The sequence below is a fragment of the Actinoplanes sp. NPDC019969 genome, from assembly GCF_055562375.1.
In genome coordinates, this window is sequence record NZ_JBVHFK010000001.1 from 1,284,082 (window position 1) to 1,300,525 (window position 16,444).

Genomic DNA, 16,444 nt, shown 5'->3' on the forward strand with positions numbered 1-16,444 from the left:
ACACGCGGGGACCGCGGAGATGGTCAAGGGTTCGTATGCTCGCGACCTCTGTCGGTTACGAGAGGAAGCGGTCGATGGGAGCGAACCACGCGGCCTACCGGTTCAGCGCAACCGTCAGCACGGCGGACATCGCCGTGCTGCATCTGCTCAGAGCCCTCTGCCAACATTGCGAGACGGCCAATTTCAAGCAGATCGGCTGGGGCGGCACCGGGGAGGGTGACTGGCGGCGCAACGGGAACCAGGTGACGCTTCGCTTCACCAGCGCCGCCAACCGGACCTCGTTCATCGCCGAGGCCAACCGCCTGCTGTCCGGCCACTGGCACCTGGTCACGACGAACGACAAGGACCCGGCAACCCCTCGCCGAAACCATTCCGCATAGCTCCGCTGCAGCGCAGCCCCAGCGCGGGAAGGTTGCGGAGCCCACGCATTTCCAGGGTGACCACCGCCGATCGGCCGCACCGTAACGCGGGGTCTGAGGGCTCGGCCCCAGGCTGAAAGGCGAGGAGGCCCCCGTCCACGCACTCCGTGGACAGGGGCCTCTCGACTCCGAGCGGGTGACGGGAATCGAACCCGCACTGTCAGCTTGGGAAGCTGATGTTCTGCCATTGAACTACACCCGCAAGCTGCCTCACTGTACCTGATTATCCGACTCGGTGGCGGCGCGCCCCTCGGAATCCGGGCGGGGGCGCGCCATGCGGAAACGGTCAACCCCTGTCGCGGCGAAGCGGGAGCGGGTGGCCGATCGGAGGGGGCGGGGAACGAGAAGGCGGTCAGCCGGCGATGGCGAGGGTCGGGCGTAACTGCTGTCGGGGGGCCTTCCATGTGCGGGCATAGGCCGGGAGGAACGGGGTGGCGGCCAGCGGCAGCGCGCCCGCCGGGCCGTGGCGGCGCAGCATCGCGGTGTCGATGGTCAGCTCGAACAGGCGCCAGTCGACGTCGGGTGAGGCGTGCAGGGCGCCGGCCAACTGGGTGACGGTGAGCGGATCGCGGACCGGGATCGCCCGGCCGGTCAGGCACGCCTCGTCGTCGTTGTCCTCGGGTGGGTAGGCGTGGAGGGCGTAGCGCCCGTCGCGTTCCAGGTCGCGGCGTTTCGGGGAGTCGACGATGAAGCAGTAGAGCCCGTCGTCGGTGAAGACCGGCGAGATCGGGTGGACCCGGGGGCCACCGTCGGGGCGGATCGTCGCCAGGTAGCCCATGCCGGGGCCGTACTGCTGCAGGAGCGCACGGATGCCGTCGGCGAGCGTGGGCTCGGCGACCGCGAAATCGGACCAGGAAGCCATACCCGCATTCTATCGAACACATGTTCGACGCGGCCAGCGAACACGCCGATTCGGGCAGGTCGGTATGGTGTTGCGATGCTGCTCTCCGACCGTGACCTGGCCGCTGAGATCAAATCAGGGGGCCTCGCACTCGAGCCGTTCGAGCCGGCGCTCATGCAGCCGTCCAGCATCGACGTTCGGCTGGACCGCTTCTTCCGGGTGTTCAACAACCACCTCTACACGCACATCGACCCGGCGGAGCAGCAGGACGAGCTGACCGCGCCGGTGGAGGTGGTGGACGGTCAGCCGTTCGTGCTGCACCCGGGCGAGTTCGTGCTGGCGTCGACGCTGGAAGTGGTCACTCTCGGACACGACCTGGCGGCGCGGCTGGAGGGCAAGAGCAGTCTGGGACGGCTCGGCCTGCTGACCCATTCGACCGCGGGCTTCATCGACCCGGGGTTCTCCGGGCACGTCACGCTGGAGCTCTCCAACGTGGCCAATCTGCCGATCAAGCTGTGGCCGGGGATGAAGATCGGCCAGCTGTGCATCTTCCGGCTGTCCAGCCCGGCCGAGCATCCGTACGGTTCGGCCCTGTACGGCTCGCGCTATCAGGGTCAGCGCGGCCCGACGGCGAGCCGCTCGGCGCTGAACTTCCGTACCTGGCCGACCAGCTGACCCCGAGCGTGTGTATTTCGGACGCTATGCGCGCCCGAAATACACACGCTGGTCAGGTCGCGGGGCGGCGGTGCACCCGGAGCCCACGGGCCGAGGCGGCGCCGAGAACCTGTTCGATCTGCGCGGGGCTGAGCCCGGCGGTCGGGACCGGCAGGAGCCGGGCCCCGCGCAGGCGGAACAGCAACTGCCCGGAGAGTTCCTCGACGGAGCGGAAGGCACGCCAGGCGTACGCATGCCGGCTCTCGGCGTCCGAACTGGCGATGCCGCCGTCGCTGATCTCGTAGGTGGTGAGCGGCCCGGACCGCAGGTTCCGGGCGGTGAGGTTGAGCAGGGCCAGCGGGACCGCGACGGCGAGGGCCGCGCCACCGGTCAGCAGCACCGGGTCGAGGTCGCCGGTGACGGCCAGCAGCAGCACGGTGAACAGCAGGATCGCCCACCCGAGCAGTCGGGCGAACAGCACCGGACGGCGCAGGCCGTGCCGGGCGGCGGCCTCGGTCAGCGACGCGTCGGAAACCGCGGTGATCTGGATCTGCACCTCTGAAAGGTAGCCATCCTGATCGGTAAAACGTCACTACCCGGACGGTCGGTAAATATCGGGCGGTCCGATCCTCCGGGCGCTGGATCTACGATGGCGGCGTGTATCTGATGATCTCGACCTACCAGAAGCCGCTCGCCGAGGTGGACGCGGCGCGTGCGGACCACCTCACCTACGTCGCCGAGCTGGAGGCCGGTGGCTACTCCGTCACGGCGGGCCGGCTCGACCCGCCGACCGGCGGCATCATTCTGCTGGACGTGGACACCGAGGCGGAGGCGCAGGAGCTGATCGCCAAGGACCCGTACGTCCAGCGTGGTCTGGCCACGTACACCGCGACCGGCTGGCACCCGTCCCGCGGCGCCCTGGCCGGTTACCAGCGCGTGCGCCCCGCCGAAGGCTAGAGGGAGTCGCCGCGCAGGAGGCCTCTGATCGACAGCTCGGCGGAGACCTCCGGCGGGCACTCGTCGACGATCACGGCCGCGCCGGCGTACCGGGAGCCGAGCAGATCGCGCAGGCCACGGGCCTGGGCGCCGGTGGCGGCCCAGTCGTCGACGACGAGGACCCGGTCGTCCGGGCCGACCAGTTTCTCCCGGATGCCGAGGCGTTGCACGTCGCCGCGGTGATCGGTGGGGACGTCGGCCCAGATCATCGGCTCGGCGATGGCACGGCGGGCGCCGGCCCGGTACGCCTCCACGAACCCCACCCCGAGCGCCCGCGCCACCAGCGGCCCCACCATGAATCCGGTGACCTCGGGCGACACCACGACGGTCGGCCGTTCGGCCCGGAACAGCCCGGCCAGCGCGGGACCGAGCCCGTCCAGGATCCGGGGGTCACGCCACCAGCCGGAGCGGTCGCTGACCATGTAGTCGTGGCCGGGGCCGAGTTCGGTCCAGCGGAACGCGCTGCGGAGCAGATCGCGGAGATCGTCGGTCACGAGATAAAACCTAGTCGGACCGTCCGAACGACCCGAAAACCACCGGTGGGTCAGAACCACCTCAGCCTACGGGTCAAGTTGATACCCGACGCGAGGCCGATCGGGCATGCTAATCCGCGGAACCATGCCGACTTTCATGGCGGGGCGACGCCCGCTGAGCCCAGGGAACCGCGCCGGACTCGGCGCGGCCCTTCTGCTGCTCGCCGTCGTGTCCGCCGTGGAGCTCGCGGAGGGCCCGCGGGCCAACTTCGTCGGGCTCCTGGCGGCGGTCCCGTTCCTGGCCGCGGTCTTCGCCGGCTGGCAGATGGTGCTCGGCGCGGGGGCGGTCGCGACCCTGGTCGGCGGGGTCTTCGTCGGCATGAGTGACGGGGCGACCGGTCAGCCGGGACTGGCCGGACTGGTCAACCTGGTCGGGATCATCCTGGCCACCGGGGTGGCGGCGGCCGGCGCCACGATCCGGGAGCGGCAGGACGAGAGGATCGCCGGGCTGTTGCGGCTGGCGGCGGTGGCCCAGCAGGCGGTGCTGCGGCCGGTCGGGCCGCAGGTGGGCGCGCTGGCGGTGGCCGGGCGGTACATCTCGGCGACCGCGGCGGCGGACATCGGCGGCGACCTGTACGAGGCGCTGAACACGCCGTACGGGGTGCGGATCATCATCGGCGACGTCCGTGGGAAGGGCCTGGACGCGGTCCGGCTGGCGAGCATCGTGCTGGGGTCGTACCGGCACGTCGCGTACGAGAAACCTGATCTTCGATCGATCGTGCAGGACCTGGACAAGGCCGTGGCCCGCAGCGTCGGCGACGAGGACTTCGTGACCGCCGCCCTGGTCGAGGAGCGCGGCGGCACGCTGACCATCGTCAACTGTGGACACCCCGCCCCGCTGCTGCTGCGCCGGGGCCGGGTCATCCCGCTGGAGCCGCCCGCGCCGGCCCCGCCGCTCGGGTTCATGCCCGAGGTGAAGGCCCGGGTGGAGCGGCTGGAGCCGGGTGACCGGCTGCTGCTGTTCACCGACGGCCTCGGCGAGGCGCGCCGGGACGGTGAGTTCTTCCCGACCGCCGACCGCGCGTGGCGCCTGCTGGGTCACGGCACGGTCGGCGACGGCCTGGTGTCGCTGGAGACGGCGCTGGTGGACTGGGTCCACGGCCGTCTCGAGGATGACATCGCGCTGGTCCTGCTGGAGTACGCCGGCCCGGACGGCAACGCTGCCGTGTCGGTGCCGAGCTGGGAAGTCGGAGCGGCGGGAAGCTAGGCCGCCGCTGTCTCCTCGGGCTCGCTCGGCGCGGCCGGAGAGGTCGGAGCCGGCGCCGATGGCACGGGCTCGGGCTGGCGATGCCGGCCGACGTAGTGCCGCGGCTGGTTCGCCTGGCGGGGCTCCGGGATAAGGCTCTTGATCGTGGCGAACATGGCATCCCCCTGTTCGTTGAGCGTCTATCCGGAGAAACGAACAGTCGGACGCGGCGATACGTGGCCTGAGCGTCGAAGTCCGCAAATGGCCGAACGGCTGTACCGGATGCCACCTGATCGGAGGCGTTTGGGCCTCGAACCGACGGACAGGCCCCCTCTAACCGGTGGGCCCGAGAGAAATATCCGGGAAACCCTGCCCGGGTTGTCGGTACCTACCGATCAGTAATACAGTGGGGTTACTGACGGGTAACTCGCGTCCGGAGAGCGGGGCCAAGCACCATGACGCACTACAAGAGCAACCTTCGTGACCTCCAGTTCAACCTGTTCGAGGTCTTCGGAGCGGAGAAGTCGCTCGGCCAGGCGCCGTTCGACGAGTTCGACCTGGAGAGCGCCCGCGATGTGCTCAACGAGGTCGACCGGCTGGCCCGGGAGGACCTGGCCGCGAGCTACACCGACGCGGACCGCAACCCGCCGGTCTTCGACCCGGCGACCAACACCGCGCCGCTGCCGGAGTCGTTCAAGAAGTCCTTCGAGACCTTCATGGCCTCCGAGTTCTGGCGGCTCGACCTGCCGGTCGGCCTCGGCGGCACCCCGGCGCCGCGCAGCCTCGTCTGGGCCGTCGCCGAGCAGATCCTGGGCGCCAACGCCCCCATCTGGATGTACTCGTCCGGCCCGTCGTTCGCCAACGTCATCTGGCACGAGGGCACCGAGGAGCAGAAGGAGTGGGCCAAGCTCTTCGTCGAGAAGCAGTGGGGCTCGACCATGGTCCTCACCGAGCCGGACGCCGGCTCGGACGTCGGCGCCGGCCGCGCCCGCGCCATCCCGCAGGCGGACGGCTCGTGGCACATCGAGGGCGTGAAGCGCTTCATCACCTCGGGTGAGCACGACCTGAGCGACAACATTATCCACTACGTCCTGGCCCGCCCGGTGGGCGTCGAGGGCGTCGGCGGGCCCGGCACCAAGGGTCTCTCGCTCTTCATCGTGCCGAAGTACCACTTCGACCCGGCGACCGGCGAGCTCGGTGAGCGCAACGGCGTCTACGCCACCAACGTCGAGCACAAGATGGGCCTCAAGGTCTCCAACACGTGCGAGATGACCTTCGGTGAGCACGGCACCCCGGCCAAGGGCTGGCTGCTGGGCGAGGTGCACCAGGGCATCCGGCAGATGTTCCTGATCATCGAGAACGCCCGGATGATGGTCGGCACCAAGGCGATCGCCACCCTGTCGACCGGTTACCTCAACGCCCTGGAGTACGCGAAGAACCGCGTGCAGGGCGCCGACCTGGTGCAGAACGGTGACAAGGCCGCGCCGCGCGTGACCATCACCCACCACCCGGACGTACGCCGTTCGCTGATGACCCAGAAGGCGTACGCCGAGGCCCTGCGTGCCCTGGTCATCTACACCGCGACCTGGCAGGACAAGGTCGCGATCGCGGAGGCCGCCGGCGACGAGAAGGCCGCGAAGCTCGCCAGCCAGATCAACGACTTCCTGCTGCCGCTGGTCAAGGGCGTCGGTTCCGAGCGGGCATACGAGCTGCTCGGCGCCGAGTCGCTGCAGACCTTCGGCGGTTCCGGCTTCCTCCAGGACTACCCGCTGGAGCAGTACGTCCGGGACGCGAAGATCGACACCCTGTACGAGGGCACGACCGCGATCCAGAGCCTCGACCTGATCTTCCGCAAGATCGTCAAGGACGGCGGCCGGACGCTCGGCACCCTCGCCGCCGAGATCCAGGGCTTCATCGAGAGCGAGGCCGGCAACGGTCAGCTCAAGGACGAGCGGCTCGCCCTCGGCAAGGCGCTCGGCGAGATGCAGCAGATCCTCACGGTCACGCTGGGCTGGCTGGGCGCCGTGCAGAACGGTGAGGCCCGCGAGCTGTACAAGGTCGGCCTGAGCTCCCGCCGGATCCTGCTCGCCCTCGGCGACGTGATCCTCGCGTGGCTGCTGCTGCGCCAGGCCGAGGTGGCGCTGAACGCGCTGAACACCGAGGTCTCCGACGCGGACAAGAAGTTCTACACCGGCAAGGTGGCGGCGGCCCGCTTCTTCGCCCGCGAGATCCTGCCGCGGATCGGCGCCGACCGCCGCGTCATCGAGAACACCACCCTCGACCTGATGGACCTGGACGAGGACGCGTTCTGACCCGAAAGCTTTTCCCACTCTCCTGAAAAAGACCGGAGCCCGGCGGACAACGACGTCCGCCGGGCTCCGGTCTATTCGGACGACGGGTCGGGGCCGTATCATCCATGCCAATACTTTGATCTTGTCTCGGGGGAACCGTGCGCGTTGTGTCCACCGGTCTACTCGCGGTCCTCTTGGCCGCCGGTGCGGCTGTTCCCGCGTCAGCGGCTGAAGAGGGACCGGTTCGTCTGGATGTGGGTCTGGCCGTCGGCGCCGATCCGGCCGAGGTGGTGGCCACTCTCGGCGACGATGTGACGTTCCAGCCGGTAGTGGGCCTGAACGCGATCGCCCTCGACGTGCCCGCCTCTCGAAGCGCCGCCCTGTTGGCGCAGCTGTCGGCACGTCCGGATATTCGCTATGCGCAGGACGGTGGGGTGACCGTCGCCGCAGGCGACCCTTACGACCCCGACAACAAGATGCGACTGGATCAGGCCACGGTGCCCGCCGCGTGGAAGGTGACCACCGGCAGCGAGCGGGTGACCGTCGCGGTTGTCGACAGTGGTGTCAGTGCCAACGCGGACCTGGGAGCGGACCGGCTCGTGCCTGGACGCGACGTCGTCGACGATGACGATGACGTCACCGAGTCCATCGGCCACCACGGCACGATGGTGGCGAACCTGATCGGGGCCGCGGAGAACGGCGTGGGATCCACCGGGGTGTGCCAGCGGTGCCGGATCATGCCGGTCCGCGTGCTCGAAGCCCGTAGCGGCGTGGGCGCGCTGGGCACTACCGCTGACGCCGCGGCCGGGATCGTCTGGGCGGCAGATCATGGCGCCGACATCATCAACATGTCGTTCACGACCACCGTGGAGAGCGGTGTGCTCCGGGATGCGGTTCGGTACGCGGCAGCGAAAGGCGCGGTCCTCATCGCCGGGGCCGGTAGAACCAACGACACCCAGCGCCGCTATCCGGCCGCGTTCGATGAGGTGATAGCGGTCGCGGCCAGCGGCGACCCGACACGTAACACCCTCAGCGACCGCTGGACCGACCTCCAAGCGGAGGCCGGGTACATGGTGATGAACTCCTGGGGCAACATGGCCGGCCTCGGGGGCACGTCGTCTTCGGCGGCCGTCACCTCCGGAGTGGCCGGCCTGGTGCTGTCGATCAAACCGGAGGCATCGGCGCAGGAGGTGCGCGACGCGATCACCAATGCCGCGCGCCCGCCTCTCGGCCAGTTCTCCTACGCCCCACCGCTGCTGGATGCTTTGGGGGCGGTGACGGGGACGGACCGGACCGACCGGATCGCTCCGGTGGTGGAACCGCCCTACAAGGCCGGTCAGCTCTTCGGCAAGGGCTCGCGTGGCCTGTATCCCTCGGCGACCGACAACATCGCAGTGGCGCGCTACGAGCTTCTGGTCGACGGGGTGCCGACCGGCTCCCTGGAGTTGAAGGGCGCGCCGTGGCGTTGGCTGCTATGGAACAAACCCGACGGCTTCGTCGGGGAGGTCACACTGACGGTCCGTGCCTACGATCACGCCGGCAATCGAGGCGAATCGTCCTCCACGGTGCGGGTGGACGCCGTCAGCCCGACAGCGACGATCGTCTCTCCCACGGCAGGCGCGCATCTGCGCGGCGCGATCCCCGTGATCATCTCCTCGGCGGATGAGGACCTGGAATCGGTGAACGTCGGCGATGTCCCGATGGTTCGTCAGCCGGGCACCAACCTATGGAAGGCCTCGGTGCAGCCGTCGGCCTCCGGCTTCCTATACGTTTCGCTTCTCGACAACGCAGGAAACCGTACATATCTCGAAATATATTTCGTACCGGACAACGCTGGGCCGACGGCCACCTCGATGTCGCCCGCGCCGAATGCCAGGATCCGGGGAAACTTCACCCCCACGATCACTGGTGTGGCCGACCCCAGCGGAGTGGCCAAGGCCGAGCTCTACATGAACGGCAAGTACGTGGGAGCGGACACCGCGGCGCCGTACGCGCTGGCTGTTCGGCCCGGGGCCTACAACGGCACGGTGACGCTGTACTGGCGGCTGACCGACCGCCTCGGCAACCAGCGCGGCTACATCCGCCAGGTGATCGCGGACAACGCCGGGCCGGCCGTCGCGATCACCAGTGCGCCGGGGAACAAGGCGAAGGTCAAGGGCACCGTGAAGGTCGCCGTGAAGGCGTCGGACCCGAGCGGTGTCTCCCGGGTCGAGCTGATCGTGAACGGGACGGTGGTGGCGCGGGACGCCACCGCCGGTTACCTGCTCAGCGTGAACACGGCCAAGCAGGCCAAGACGATGCAGGTGCTGGTCCGGGCGTACGACCGGTTGGGCAACGTGCGGTACACGACGGCCCGGACCTGGTACCGGTAGTCGGGCGGGCTCAGCTGCGGGCGGTGTGGGAGCGGGTCAGCCGCATCGCCCCCGGTTCCGCCTCGGACCAGGGCTTCTCGCCGGTGTGTACGGCGATACCGGAGGTCTTCATCTCCACGACCGTGCCGGTGTATTGATCGTCCGGCAGCAGCAGAGCGGACACTTCGGACATGGTCGGGTTGTGACCGACGACCAGGACCGTACGCACGGTGTCCGGGACCGCCCGCAGCAGATCGAAGACCTCGCCCCCGCGTCCCAGATAGAGCGAATCGGGGTAGAGCACCTCGGGCGACGGCTGGCCGGCCAGCCCCTGGGCCAGCGCGATCGCCGCGTTCTGCCAGGTCTGCCGGGTGCGTTTGGCCGGGGAGCAGAGCACCAGGTCGGGATGCAGCCGCGCGTCCGCCAGCCACGAGCCGGCCGCGTCGGCATCGGAGCGTCCGCGGTCGGTGAGGGCGCGGTCGTAATCGTCGAAGTCACCGGGTGTCTCCGCCTTGGCATGGCGCAGCAGGATGAGCGTCCGCGTGGTCATCGCAACAGCTTGCCTGATTGGAACTTGACGCGTACGGGTATCTGCTCGATCGACGCATTCATCACGGTCGAGCGGCGCGCCCGGCCGAGCGGACACCACCCGAGGAGGGTCCGATGGGCATCGGTGCAAGCATTTTCCTGATCGCTTTGGGGGCGATCCTGGCGTTCGCCGTGGAGGCGGACATCAGTGGGCTCGACATCAGCGTGATCGGCTGGATCCTGATGCTCGCCGGGCTGGCCGGCCTGGTGATCACGCTGGCGTTCTGGAGCCGTAGCCGCCGTACCGTGGTGACCCGGACGCAGGCGCAGCCGCCGGTCGCCGGGGCGACGTACGCCACCGAGTACCGCGAGGTCCGCCGCGACGACGTCCCGCCGCCGCCTCCCCCGGCCTACCAGTAGCGGAATGGGCCCGGGGCACACGCCCCGGGCCCTTTTTCACGCGTACAGAGCGAAGTAGACGGCGATGTGGTGGCAGATCGCCGCGACCAGCGTGCAGGCGTGGAAGAACTCGTGGTGACCGAAAACGGTCGGCCACGGGTTGGGCTTGCGCAGGGCGTAGAAGACCGCCCCGATCGTGTATATCGCGCCACCCACGATCAGCAGGACCAGGCAGGTCACGCCGCCGACGTGCAGCACCTCGGGAATGATCGCGACGGCCACCCAGCCGAGCGCGACGTAGAGCGGCGCGCCCGCCCAGCGTGGCAGGTGCGGCCAGATCATCTTCAGGGCCACGCCACCGATCGCGCCGCCCCAGACCAGGCTGAGCAGGACGACCTGCTGGGTGCCCTCGAGCAGGAGCACGCAGAACGGTGTGTAGCTGCCGGCGATGAAAATGAAGATCATCGAATGGTCGGCGCGGCGCATGATCTGGTAGCCGCGTTCGCTCCACACCCGCCGGTGGTAGAGGGCACTCGTGCCGAAGAGGCCGCACACCGTGATGCTGTAGATCAGGCAGCTGACGAACGGCGAGATGCCGGGGCGGCTCAGCGCGATCGAGCTGAGCACGACGCCGCAGACGAGGGCGACGAAGAACGCGTACTGATGCAACCGGCCGCGGAGTCGCGGCTTGCCGAGGTCGGTCGGCTTCATCCGGAACGGGGCTGAGGTCGTCACGCCCTCAAGGTTACGGCACCGTAGGTTACCGGAGGGTAGTGACGCCGGATACGGTTGACGTCCCGGGATGATTTCCCCATGAAGATACGACGGGTGGGCGCCTCCGCACTACTGATCGAGTGCCCCGATCCGGACCGGGTCGAGGACTGGCGCGCTGAGCTGTGGCGACGCCGCGAGTCCGGCGAGCTGCAGGCCGTCGAGATCGTTCCCGGCGCGCTGACCGTCCTGCTCGACGGCGTGGAGCCGGGCACCGCGGAGCTGCTGGCATCCTGGGATCCGGCGCCGGGCGAGCGCCGCCCCGACGGGCCGGACGTGGCGATCGCCACCGTCTTCGACGGCGAGGACCTGGAGTCGGTCGCCGATCTCTGGGCGGTCACCCCGGACGAGGTGGTGCGCCGGCTGACCGGGACGCCGCTCACCGTCGCGTTCTCCGGCTTCGCGCCCGGTTTCGCTTACCTGCGCGGCTTTCCGGACGATTGGGCGGTTCCCCGGCTCGCCGCTCCGCGGCCTCGCGTGCCGGCCGGATCGGTGGCGCTCGCCGGTGGCTACGCGGGCATCTACCCCACGGCGTCGCCGGGCGGGTGGCGGCTGGTCGGGCGGACCGATCAAAAGCTTTTCGACGTACGCCGTGAGCACCCGGCCCTGCTCACCCCCGGCACCCGTGTCCGGCTGGTGGCGGCATGATCACCGTGCTGCGGGCCGGGCCGCTGACCACCGTCCAGGACCTCGGACGCCCGGGATACGCGCACCTCGGCGTGCCCCGCTCCGGCGCCCTCGACGTGCCCGCGCTGCGCCTGGCCAACCGGTTCGCCGGCAACCCCGACGACGCGGCCGGCCTGGAGACCACAGTGCTCGGTTGCGCCCTGCGGTTCGCCGAACGCACCCTCGTCGCGGTGACCGGGGCCGTCGCGGACGTGGACGTCGACCGCCGCCCGGTCGAACGGCTCCGCGGATGTCAGCTGTTCGAGGTACCCGCCGGTGGGATCCTCGACGTCAAACGGGCGACCCGCGGGGTGCGGTCCTACATCGCGGTGGCCGGTGGGATCGCGGTCGAGCCGGTGCTCGGCAGCCGCTCGACGGACACGCTCTCCGGGCTCGGGCCGGCCCGCCTCGCCGACGGCGACACGCTGCCGGTCGGGATCCCGTCGGGGGCGCCGTCGCTGGTCGGGGAACCGGCGCGGATCGGCGGCGAACTGGTGCTCGGGGTGCGGTTGGGGCCGCGCGACGACTGGTATGTGACGAAAGGGCTGTTCGGTTCCCCGTACCAGATCAGCCCGTTGAGCAACCGGGTCGGAACCCGTCTGGCCGGCAACCCCCTGACCCGCGCGAACGCCGGCGAACTGCCCTCCGAAGGAGTGGTTCTCGGGGCCGTTCAGGTCCCGGCGGACGGCAGGCCGATCATCTTCCTCGCCGACCACCCGACCACCGGCGGATATCCGGTCGTCGGGGTGGTCGACGACGTCACACCGCTCGCGCAGGCGCGGCCGGGGACTACCGTGAGGTTCCGTGAGCTCGATTGATCTGAACGCCGACCTGGGCGAGGGCTTCGGCGCCTGGCGGCTCGGCGACGACGACGCCCTCCTCGACGTGGTGACCTCGGCGAACGTGGCCTGCGGCTTCCACGCCGGCGATCCGTCCACGATGTACCGGGTGTGCCGGCGCGCCGTCGCGAAAGGCGTCGCGATCGGCGCGCAGGTCGGGTACCGGGATCTCGCCGGGTTCGGGCGGCGGCGCATCGACTACGACCACGACGAACTCCGCGACGACATCCTCTACCAGATCGGGGCGCTCGAGGCGTTCTGCCGGGTCGCCGGCGACCGGGTGCGGTACGTGAAACCGCACGGCGCCCTCTACAACACCGCCGCCGTCGACGTGGTCCAGTCGTCCGCCGTGGTGCACGCCGTGCTCGCCTACGATCCGGCGCTCCCGGTGCTCTGCCAGCCCGGATCGGTGCTCGCCACCCGCGCGGCCGACGCCGGCCTGACCGTGATCGCGGAGGGCTTCGCCGACCGGGGTTACCTCCCGGACGGCCGGCTCGTGCCGCGGTCCCGGCCGGACGCGCTGGTGCACGACCCGGACGAGGTGGTCGCCCGGGCCGTACGGATGGCCGTCGACGGCCTCATCACCGCCGTCGACGGCACCGACGTGCCCAGTCCGGTCCGTTCCATCTGCCTGCACGGGGACACCCCCGGCGCGGTACGGCTGGCGGCCGCGGTGCGGGCCGGGCTCACCGAACGGATCCCGGTTCAGCCCTTCTGACCGATCCGGTCCACCAGAGCGACCTCGTCGAGGCTCGACTCCTTGGTGCCGATCAGACGGTGACTCTTCGGATCGAAGATCCAGAGGACCCGTTCCTCGGTGCTGCCCGGACTGGCCCAGGCCACTCCGATCCCCTCCCGGCCGCGCGAGTCCTTCGCGCCCTCGACCAGCCGCATCCCGTCGATCAGGCCGATCCCCCGGTAGAACGCCGACCGCTGCGCCGGCCGCATCCAGAGTTGCGTGGGCAGGACGCCGATGAACTTGCCGACGGCGTCCACGTGGTCGGCGCCGGCCCTCTCCCGGGTGTAGTCCCTGATCCACACGGCCATCGCCGCCGGGTCGGTGGGCATGTCCGCCCGATAGTGCACGGTCGGCTCACAGCCGGCGACCTTGCAGCCGGGGATGACACCGAGCTTCCCGTCCTGATCCCGGCCCTTGCCGTCATGCCTGCCGTCGATCGACAGCCAGGTCTCGTTGAGAGAACCGCCCCACTCCACGAATCGAACATAGAGGTATTGGTCGCCCCGCGGGATCACGTCGGGCTCCTGCTCCGCGGCGACGGCGGCCTCGTTGAGGAAGGCGGCCACCGGCGTCATGCGCGGTCGCTGCTGCGGCTGCTCGACGGCCGAGGACGGGGCCGGCGTGGGTGTCGGCGACAACGCCGCGGGAACCGTCACCACGGCGACGGCGACAGCGCCGGCGGCAGCGACCAGAGCGGCCCAGCGCCGTCTCGGCCGCGGCGGCGCGATCTCCGACAGCAGGTGCTTCCGGGCGGCCCCGAGACGGTCGTACGACGGCAGCGGGGTCTCCTCACCCAGTTCCCGTACCAGCGTGATCTCATCCATGACGAACCTCCTCCTCGGCGCCGTGCAACGGGTTGCTGCCGCCCAGCGCGGCACGCAGGTTGGTCCGGGCCCGGTGCAGCCGCGACCGCACCGTCCCCACCGGGATGTCCAGGGCGGCCGCGACCTGCTCGTACGTCAGCTCCTCCTGCACCACGAGCAGCAGCACGTCCCGGTCGCCGTCGGCCAGATCGGCCAGCGCCGAGGTGAGCACGCCGCGCAGCGCGGCCGCGGTGACATCCGCCGCCACCCGGTCGGCATGACACGACGTGTCCCGCTCGGGTGGGACGGCCCGGTGCAGACGCAACCGCCGGACCTCGTCACGGCGGTGCTGGGCGACCAGATGGGTCGCGATCCCGTAGAGCCACGGGCGGGCATCCCGATGATCCGGCCGGAACGTGCCCCGGCGGCGGAAAGCGGTCAGGAACGTCTCGGCGACCAGGTCGTCAGCCTGCTGGTCGCCGAGACGTCGCGCCAGATAGCGGTGGATGTGTGGTGCATGCCGGTCGAACAGTGCCGCGAAGTCCGTACGGATCAACGCGGCGTCGTCCGGTTGTCTGCTGTCCTCCATGCACCGTTATCCGTCATCCGGTGCGGGAGAGTTCACGCGTCCATGCCGCGCAGGATCAACGGCAGCCGGTTCGGGGCGGCCGGGTCGATCACGATCGGCACCCCCCAGTCCTGCCGGGTCAGGTGGCAGGCGCCGAACTCGGCGTCCACATCGCACGTCGCCGCCTGCGCGACCACCTGCAGAACGCCCTTCGGCACCGCCGGGTTGAGCACGATCCGCCGGGACAGCTCGGTGGTCGTCCCCTCACCCTCCAGCAGCAGCTCGGCGGGCGACGCCGACACCACCAGGCGCACCGGCGAGCCGAACTGGCCGTCCAGCTTCTGCCCCGGCGCCGGCGTGAAGATCACATCCAGGGTGACCTCGCCCGGCGCCAGGTGCGACGGCGGCCGCTCGGTCTTGTGCCGCTCCCCGGTGACCGTCTTGACCACCCCGGGAGCGAGCCGGGTCAGCCGGTGCGCCGCCGACTCCACCACGATGACCGTGCCGTCCGCGGTGACCAGGATGTCACTAGGCTCACCGAGCCCGGAATCGACAGTGGACACCTCGCCGGACGCCGGGTCGAACCGCCGAACCGCGCCGTTGTACGTGTCCGCCACCAGAACCGAGCCGTCCGCCGTCGCGGCCACCCCGAGCGGGTGCTGGAACAGCGCCTCGGCCGCCGGGCCATCCACGTGACCGAAATCGAACAGTCCCTGGCCGACCGCGGTGTGCATCACGCCGTCCTCGACGTACCGCAGCGCCGACGTCTCGCTGTCCGCGATCCACAGCCGGTTCCCGCCGACCGACAGACCGGACGGCTGAGCCATCCACACGTCCGGGACCGGGCCGTCCCGCAGCGCCTCCACCGTCGTGCCCGCGTAGACCCCGACCGTCCGCTTGATCGGATCGAACCACCACAACTGGTGGATACCGGCCATCGCGATGATGACCTTGTCGTCGAACCAGGCCACATCCCACGGCGACGACAGATCGGCCGCGAGCGCGTCGTGGGCGTGGTCGTCGACCGTCGAACGCCACGGCTTCCCCGAACCGGCGACCAGGGTGATCTCACCGGTCGTCAGATTCAGCCCGCGGAGCTGGTGGTTCACGGTGTCGGCGACGACCACGTGATAACCCGCCGTCTCCGCGACCCCGGCCGGCAGCAGAACCAGGCCCTGCGGCTCGCTGAACGGCTCGCCCCGGACACCGCTGCCGAACTCGCGGACCAGGGTCTCGCCGTCCGCGGACAGCTCCACGATCCGGTGCCGGGCCGAATCCGAGACCAGCAGATTCCCGCCGGGCAGCTCGATCGCCTTGCCCGGGAAGTGCAGCAGACCCTCCGGGGCGGGCGGCGGAACGTACGGCCCGTCGCCGCGGTGCAGGGTCCCGTTCGCCTCGTGCTTGGCGACCAACTCGTCGATCAGCCGGGACAGGCCCTCGGCGTGCCCCTCGCCGGCCATCGAAGCGACCAGGTAGCCCTCCGGGTCCACCACGGCCAGGGTCGGCCAGGCCTTCGCGGCGTACTGCTGCCAGATGTGCATGTCGCCGTCATCGACGACCGGGTGGTGGACGCCGTACCGCTCCACGGCCGCGGCCAGCGCCTTCGGGTCACGCTCGTGCTCGAACTTCGGCGAGTGGACGCCGATCACGACGAGGGCGTCACCGTACTTCTCCTCCAGCGGACGAAGCTCGTCCAGGACGTGGAGGCAATTAATGCAGCAGAAGGTCCAGAAATCCAATAAAAGGATTTTTCCGCGCAGATCGGCCAGGGTGAGAGCCTTACCGCCGGTGTTCAGCCAACCGCGACCCTTGAGTTCGGGCGCACGCACGCGAAATTCCATCCGCCAATCCTGCCTCCCG

At 70.0% G+C, this 16,444-nt stretch carries 18 protein-coding genes and 1 tRNA gene; 10 read left to right on the top strand and 9 right to left on the bottom strand.

All coding sequences use genetic code 11. The annotated features are described in order from the left end of the window. Window positions 1-74: 74 nt before the first annotated feature. The gene (locus tag ACZ3II_RS06100; RefSeq protein ID WP_465516478.1) at window positions 75-380 is read left to right on the top strand and encodes a hypothetical protein; all 306 of its coding nucleotides are present in this window, start codon (window positions 75-77) and stop codon (window positions 378-380) included. 170 nt (window positions 381-550) lie between these two features. On the opposite strand, the gene ACZ3II_RS06105 is transcribed toward ACZ3II_RS06100, so the two are convergent. Together ACZ3II_RS06105 and ACZ3II_RS06110 are read right to left on the bottom strand one after the other, a co-directional pair. Further along, a tRNA-Gly gene (locus tag ACZ3II_RS06105) sits at window positions 551-621 on the bottom strand. 150 nt (window positions 622-771) lie between these two features. Further along, on the bottom strand, window positions 772-1,281 hold the full coding sequence (locus ACZ3II_RS06110) for a pyridoxamine 5'-phosphate oxidase family protein (protein WP_465516479.1): 510 nt from the start codon (window positions 1,279-1,281) through the stop codon (window positions 772-774). A 75-nt stretch (window positions 1,282-1,356) separates the two neighbouring features. Between ACZ3II_RS06110 and dcd the strand changes: the two genes are divergently transcribed. Continuing rightward, a complete protein-coding gene (gene dcd / locus ACZ3II_RS06115; RefSeq protein WP_465516480.1) occupies window positions 1,357-1,935 on the top strand; it encodes a dCTP deaminase in 579 nt (192 codons plus the stop codon). 52 nt (window positions 1,936-1,987) lie between these two features. Here the strand turns inward: dcd and ACZ3II_RS06120 are convergent, their stop codons facing one another. Beyond that, entirely contained in the window at window positions 1,988-2,470 is a 483-nt protein-coding gene (locus ACZ3II_RS06120) for a YcxB family protein (protein WP_465516481.1), read from the bottom strand. A gap of 110 nt (window positions 2,471-2,580) precedes the next feature. Here ACZ3II_RS06120 and ACZ3II_RS06125 point away from each other — a divergent pair, with 110 nt between their 5' ends. Beyond that, window positions 2,581-2,871: a YciI family protein gene (locus tag ACZ3II_RS06125; RefSeq protein ID WP_465516628.1), complete on the top strand. Its 291-nt coding sequence runs from the start codon at window positions 2,581-2,583 to the stop codon at window positions 2,869-2,871. Here the strand turns inward: ACZ3II_RS06125 and ACZ3II_RS06130 are convergent. Continuing rightward, window positions 2,868-3,404, bottom strand: coding sequence for a phosphoribosyltransferase (locus ACZ3II_RS06130; protein WP_465516482.1), 537 nt, complete (start codon window positions 3,402-3,404; stop codon window positions 2,868-2,870). The two genes, ACZ3II_RS06125 and ACZ3II_RS06130, sit on opposite strands and share 4 nt — an antisense overlap. Before the next feature lie 106 nt (window positions 3,405-3,510). Here ACZ3II_RS06130 and ACZ3II_RS06135 point away from each other — a divergent pair, with 106 nt between their 5' ends. The 3 genes from ACZ3II_RS06135 to ACZ3II_RS06145 all read left to right on the top strand — a co-directional run bounded on the left by ACZ3II_RS06135 (window position 3,511) and on the right by ACZ3II_RS06145 (window position 9,292). Next, window positions 3,511-4,650: a PP2C family protein-serine/threonine phosphatase gene (locus ACZ3II_RS06135; protein ID WP_465516483.1), complete on the top strand. Its 1,140-nt coding sequence runs from the start codon at window positions 3,511-3,513 to the stop codon at window positions 4,648-4,650. Window positions 4,651-5,084: 434 nt separating this feature from the next. Continuing rightward, window positions 5,085-6,941, top strand: a complete 1,857-nt coding sequence (locus ACZ3II_RS06140) for an acyl-CoA dehydrogenase (RefSeq protein ID WP_465516484.1) — start codon at window positions 5,085-5,087, stop codon at window positions 6,939-6,941. Window positions 6,942-7,087: 146 nt separating this feature from the next. Continuing rightward, the gene (locus ACZ3II_RS06145) at window positions 7,088-9,292 is read left to right on the top strand and encodes a S8 family serine peptidase (RefSeq protein ID WP_465516485.1); all 2,205 of its coding nucleotides are present in this window, start codon (window positions 7,088-7,090) and stop codon (window positions 9,290-9,292) included. 10 nt (window positions 9,293-9,302) lie between these two features. Here ACZ3II_RS06145 and ACZ3II_RS06150 read toward each other — a convergent pair whose 3' ends face one another. Then, the gene (locus ACZ3II_RS06150) at window positions 9,303-9,821 is read right to left on the bottom strand and encodes a SixA phosphatase family protein (protein WP_465516486.1); all 519 of its coding nucleotides are present in this window, start codon (window positions 9,819-9,821) and stop codon (window positions 9,303-9,305) included. Between the two features lie 113 nt (window positions 9,822-9,934). Here ACZ3II_RS06150 and ACZ3II_RS06155 point away from each other — a divergent pair, with 113 nt between their 5' ends. Continuing rightward, window positions 9,935-10,219, top strand: coding sequence for a DUF6458 family protein (locus tag ACZ3II_RS06155; protein WP_465516487.1), 285 nt, complete (start codon window positions 9,935-9,937; stop codon window positions 10,217-10,219). Between the two features lie 36 nt (window positions 10,220-10,255). On the opposite strand, the gene trhA is transcribed toward ACZ3II_RS06155, so the two are convergent. Beyond that, the gene (gene trhA / locus ACZ3II_RS06160) at window positions 10,256-10,933 is read right to left on the bottom strand and encodes a PAQR family membrane homeostasis protein TrhA (RefSeq protein ID WP_465516488.1); all 678 of its coding nucleotides are present in this window, start codon (window positions 10,931-10,933) and stop codon (window positions 10,256-10,258) included. Window positions 10,934-11,011: 78 nt separating this feature from the next. Between trhA and ACZ3II_RS06165 the strand changes: the two genes are divergently transcribed. Genes ACZ3II_RS06165 through ACZ3II_RS06175 form a run of 3 tightly spaced genes read left to right on the top strand, consistent with a single transcriptional unit; the run spans window position 11,012 to window position 13,192 of the window. Next, entirely contained in the window at window positions 11,012-11,617 is a 606-nt protein-coding gene (locus ACZ3II_RS06165; RefSeq protein WP_465516489.1) for a 5-oxoprolinase subunit B family protein, read from the top strand. After that, on the top strand, window positions 11,614-12,453 hold the full coding sequence (locus ACZ3II_RS06170) for a 5-oxoprolinase subunit C family protein (RefSeq protein WP_465516490.1): 840 nt from the start codon (window positions 11,614-11,616) through the stop codon (window positions 12,451-12,453). The genes ACZ3II_RS06165 and ACZ3II_RS06170 overlap by 4 nt, the downstream gene beginning before the upstream one ends. Next, window positions 12,449-13,192, top strand: coding sequence for a LamB/YcsF family protein (locus tag ACZ3II_RS06175; RefSeq protein WP_465516629.1), 744 nt, complete (start codon window positions 12,449-12,451; stop codon window positions 13,190-13,192). The genes ACZ3II_RS06170 and ACZ3II_RS06175 overlap by 5 nt, the downstream gene beginning before the upstream one ends. Here ACZ3II_RS06175 and ACZ3II_RS06180 read toward each other — a convergent pair. Genes ACZ3II_RS06180 through ACZ3II_RS06190 form a run of 3 tightly spaced genes read right to left on the bottom strand, consistent with a single transcriptional unit; the run spans window position 13,180 to window position 16,425 of the window. After that, the gene (locus ACZ3II_RS06180) at window positions 13,180-14,037 is read right to left on the bottom strand and encodes a CU044_5270 family protein (RefSeq protein WP_465516491.1); all 858 of its coding nucleotides are present in this window, start codon (window positions 14,035-14,037) and stop codon (window positions 13,180-13,182) included. The two genes, ACZ3II_RS06175 and ACZ3II_RS06180, sit on opposite strands and share 13 nt — an antisense overlap. Further along, window positions 14,030-14,605, bottom strand: coding sequence for an RNA polymerase sigma factor (locus ACZ3II_RS06185; RefSeq protein ID WP_465516492.1), 576 nt, complete (start codon window positions 14,603-14,605; stop codon window positions 14,030-14,032). The genes ACZ3II_RS06180 and ACZ3II_RS06185 overlap by 8 nt, the downstream gene beginning before the upstream one ends. 32 nt (window positions 14,606-14,637) lie before the next feature. Next, the gene (locus ACZ3II_RS06190; protein WP_465516493.1) at window positions 14,638-16,425 is read right to left on the bottom strand and encodes an NHL domain-containing thioredoxin family protein; all 1,788 of its coding nucleotides are present in this window, start codon (window positions 16,423-16,425) and stop codon (window positions 14,638-14,640) included. Window positions 16,426-16,444: the final 19 nt, after the last annotated feature.

Coding starts and splice junctions, on each gene's coding strand:
- ACZ3II_RS06100 (WP_465516478.1), top strand. CDS start 75: ATGGGAGCGAACCACGCGGCCTACCGGTTCAGCGCAACCGTCAGCACG.
- ACZ3II_RS06155 (WP_465516487.1), top strand. CDS start 9,935: ATGGGCATCGGTGCAAGCATTTTCCTGATCGCTTTGGGGGCGATCCTG.
- ACZ3II_RS06170 (WP_465516490.1), top strand. CDS start 11,614: ATGATCACCGTGCTGCGGGCCGGGCCGCTGACCACCGTCCAGGACCTC.
- dcd (WP_465516480.1), top strand. CDS start 1,357: ATGCTGCTCTCCGACCGTGACCTGGCCGCTGAGATCAAATCAGGGGGC.
- ACZ3II_RS06185 (WP_465516492.1), bottom strand. CDS start 14,605: ATGGAGGACAGCAGACAACCGGACGACGCCGCGTTGATCCGTACGGAC.
- ACZ3II_RS06140 (WP_465516484.1), top strand. CDS start 5,085: ATGACGCACTACAAGAGCAACCTTCGTGACCTCCAGTTCAACCTGTTC.
- ACZ3II_RS06180 (WP_465516491.1), bottom strand. CDS start 14,037: ATGGATGAGATCACGCTGGTACGGGAACTGGGTGAGGAGACCCCGCTG.
- ACZ3II_RS06150 (WP_465516486.1), bottom strand. CDS start 9,821: ATGACCACGCGGACGCTCATCCTGCTGCGCCATGCCAAGGCGGAGACA.
- ACZ3II_RS06165 (WP_465516489.1), top strand. CDS start 11,012: ATGAAGATACGACGGGTGGGCGCCTCCGCACTACTGATCGAGTGCCCC.
- ACZ3II_RS06135 (WP_465516483.1), top strand. CDS start 3,511: ATGCTAATCCGCGGAACCATGCCGACTTTCATGGCGGGGCGACGCCCG.
- ACZ3II_RS06190 (WP_465516493.1), bottom strand. CDS start 16,425: ATGGAATTTCGCGTGCGTGCGCCCGAACTCAAGGGTCGCGGTTGGCTG.
- ACZ3II_RS06125 (WP_465516628.1), top strand. CDS start 2,581: ATGATCTCGACCTACCAGAAGCCGCTCGCCGAGGTGGACGCGGCGCGT.
- ACZ3II_RS06110 (WP_465516479.1), bottom strand. CDS start 1,281: ATGGCTTCCTGGTCCGATTTCGCGGTCGCCGAGCCCACGCTCGCCGAC.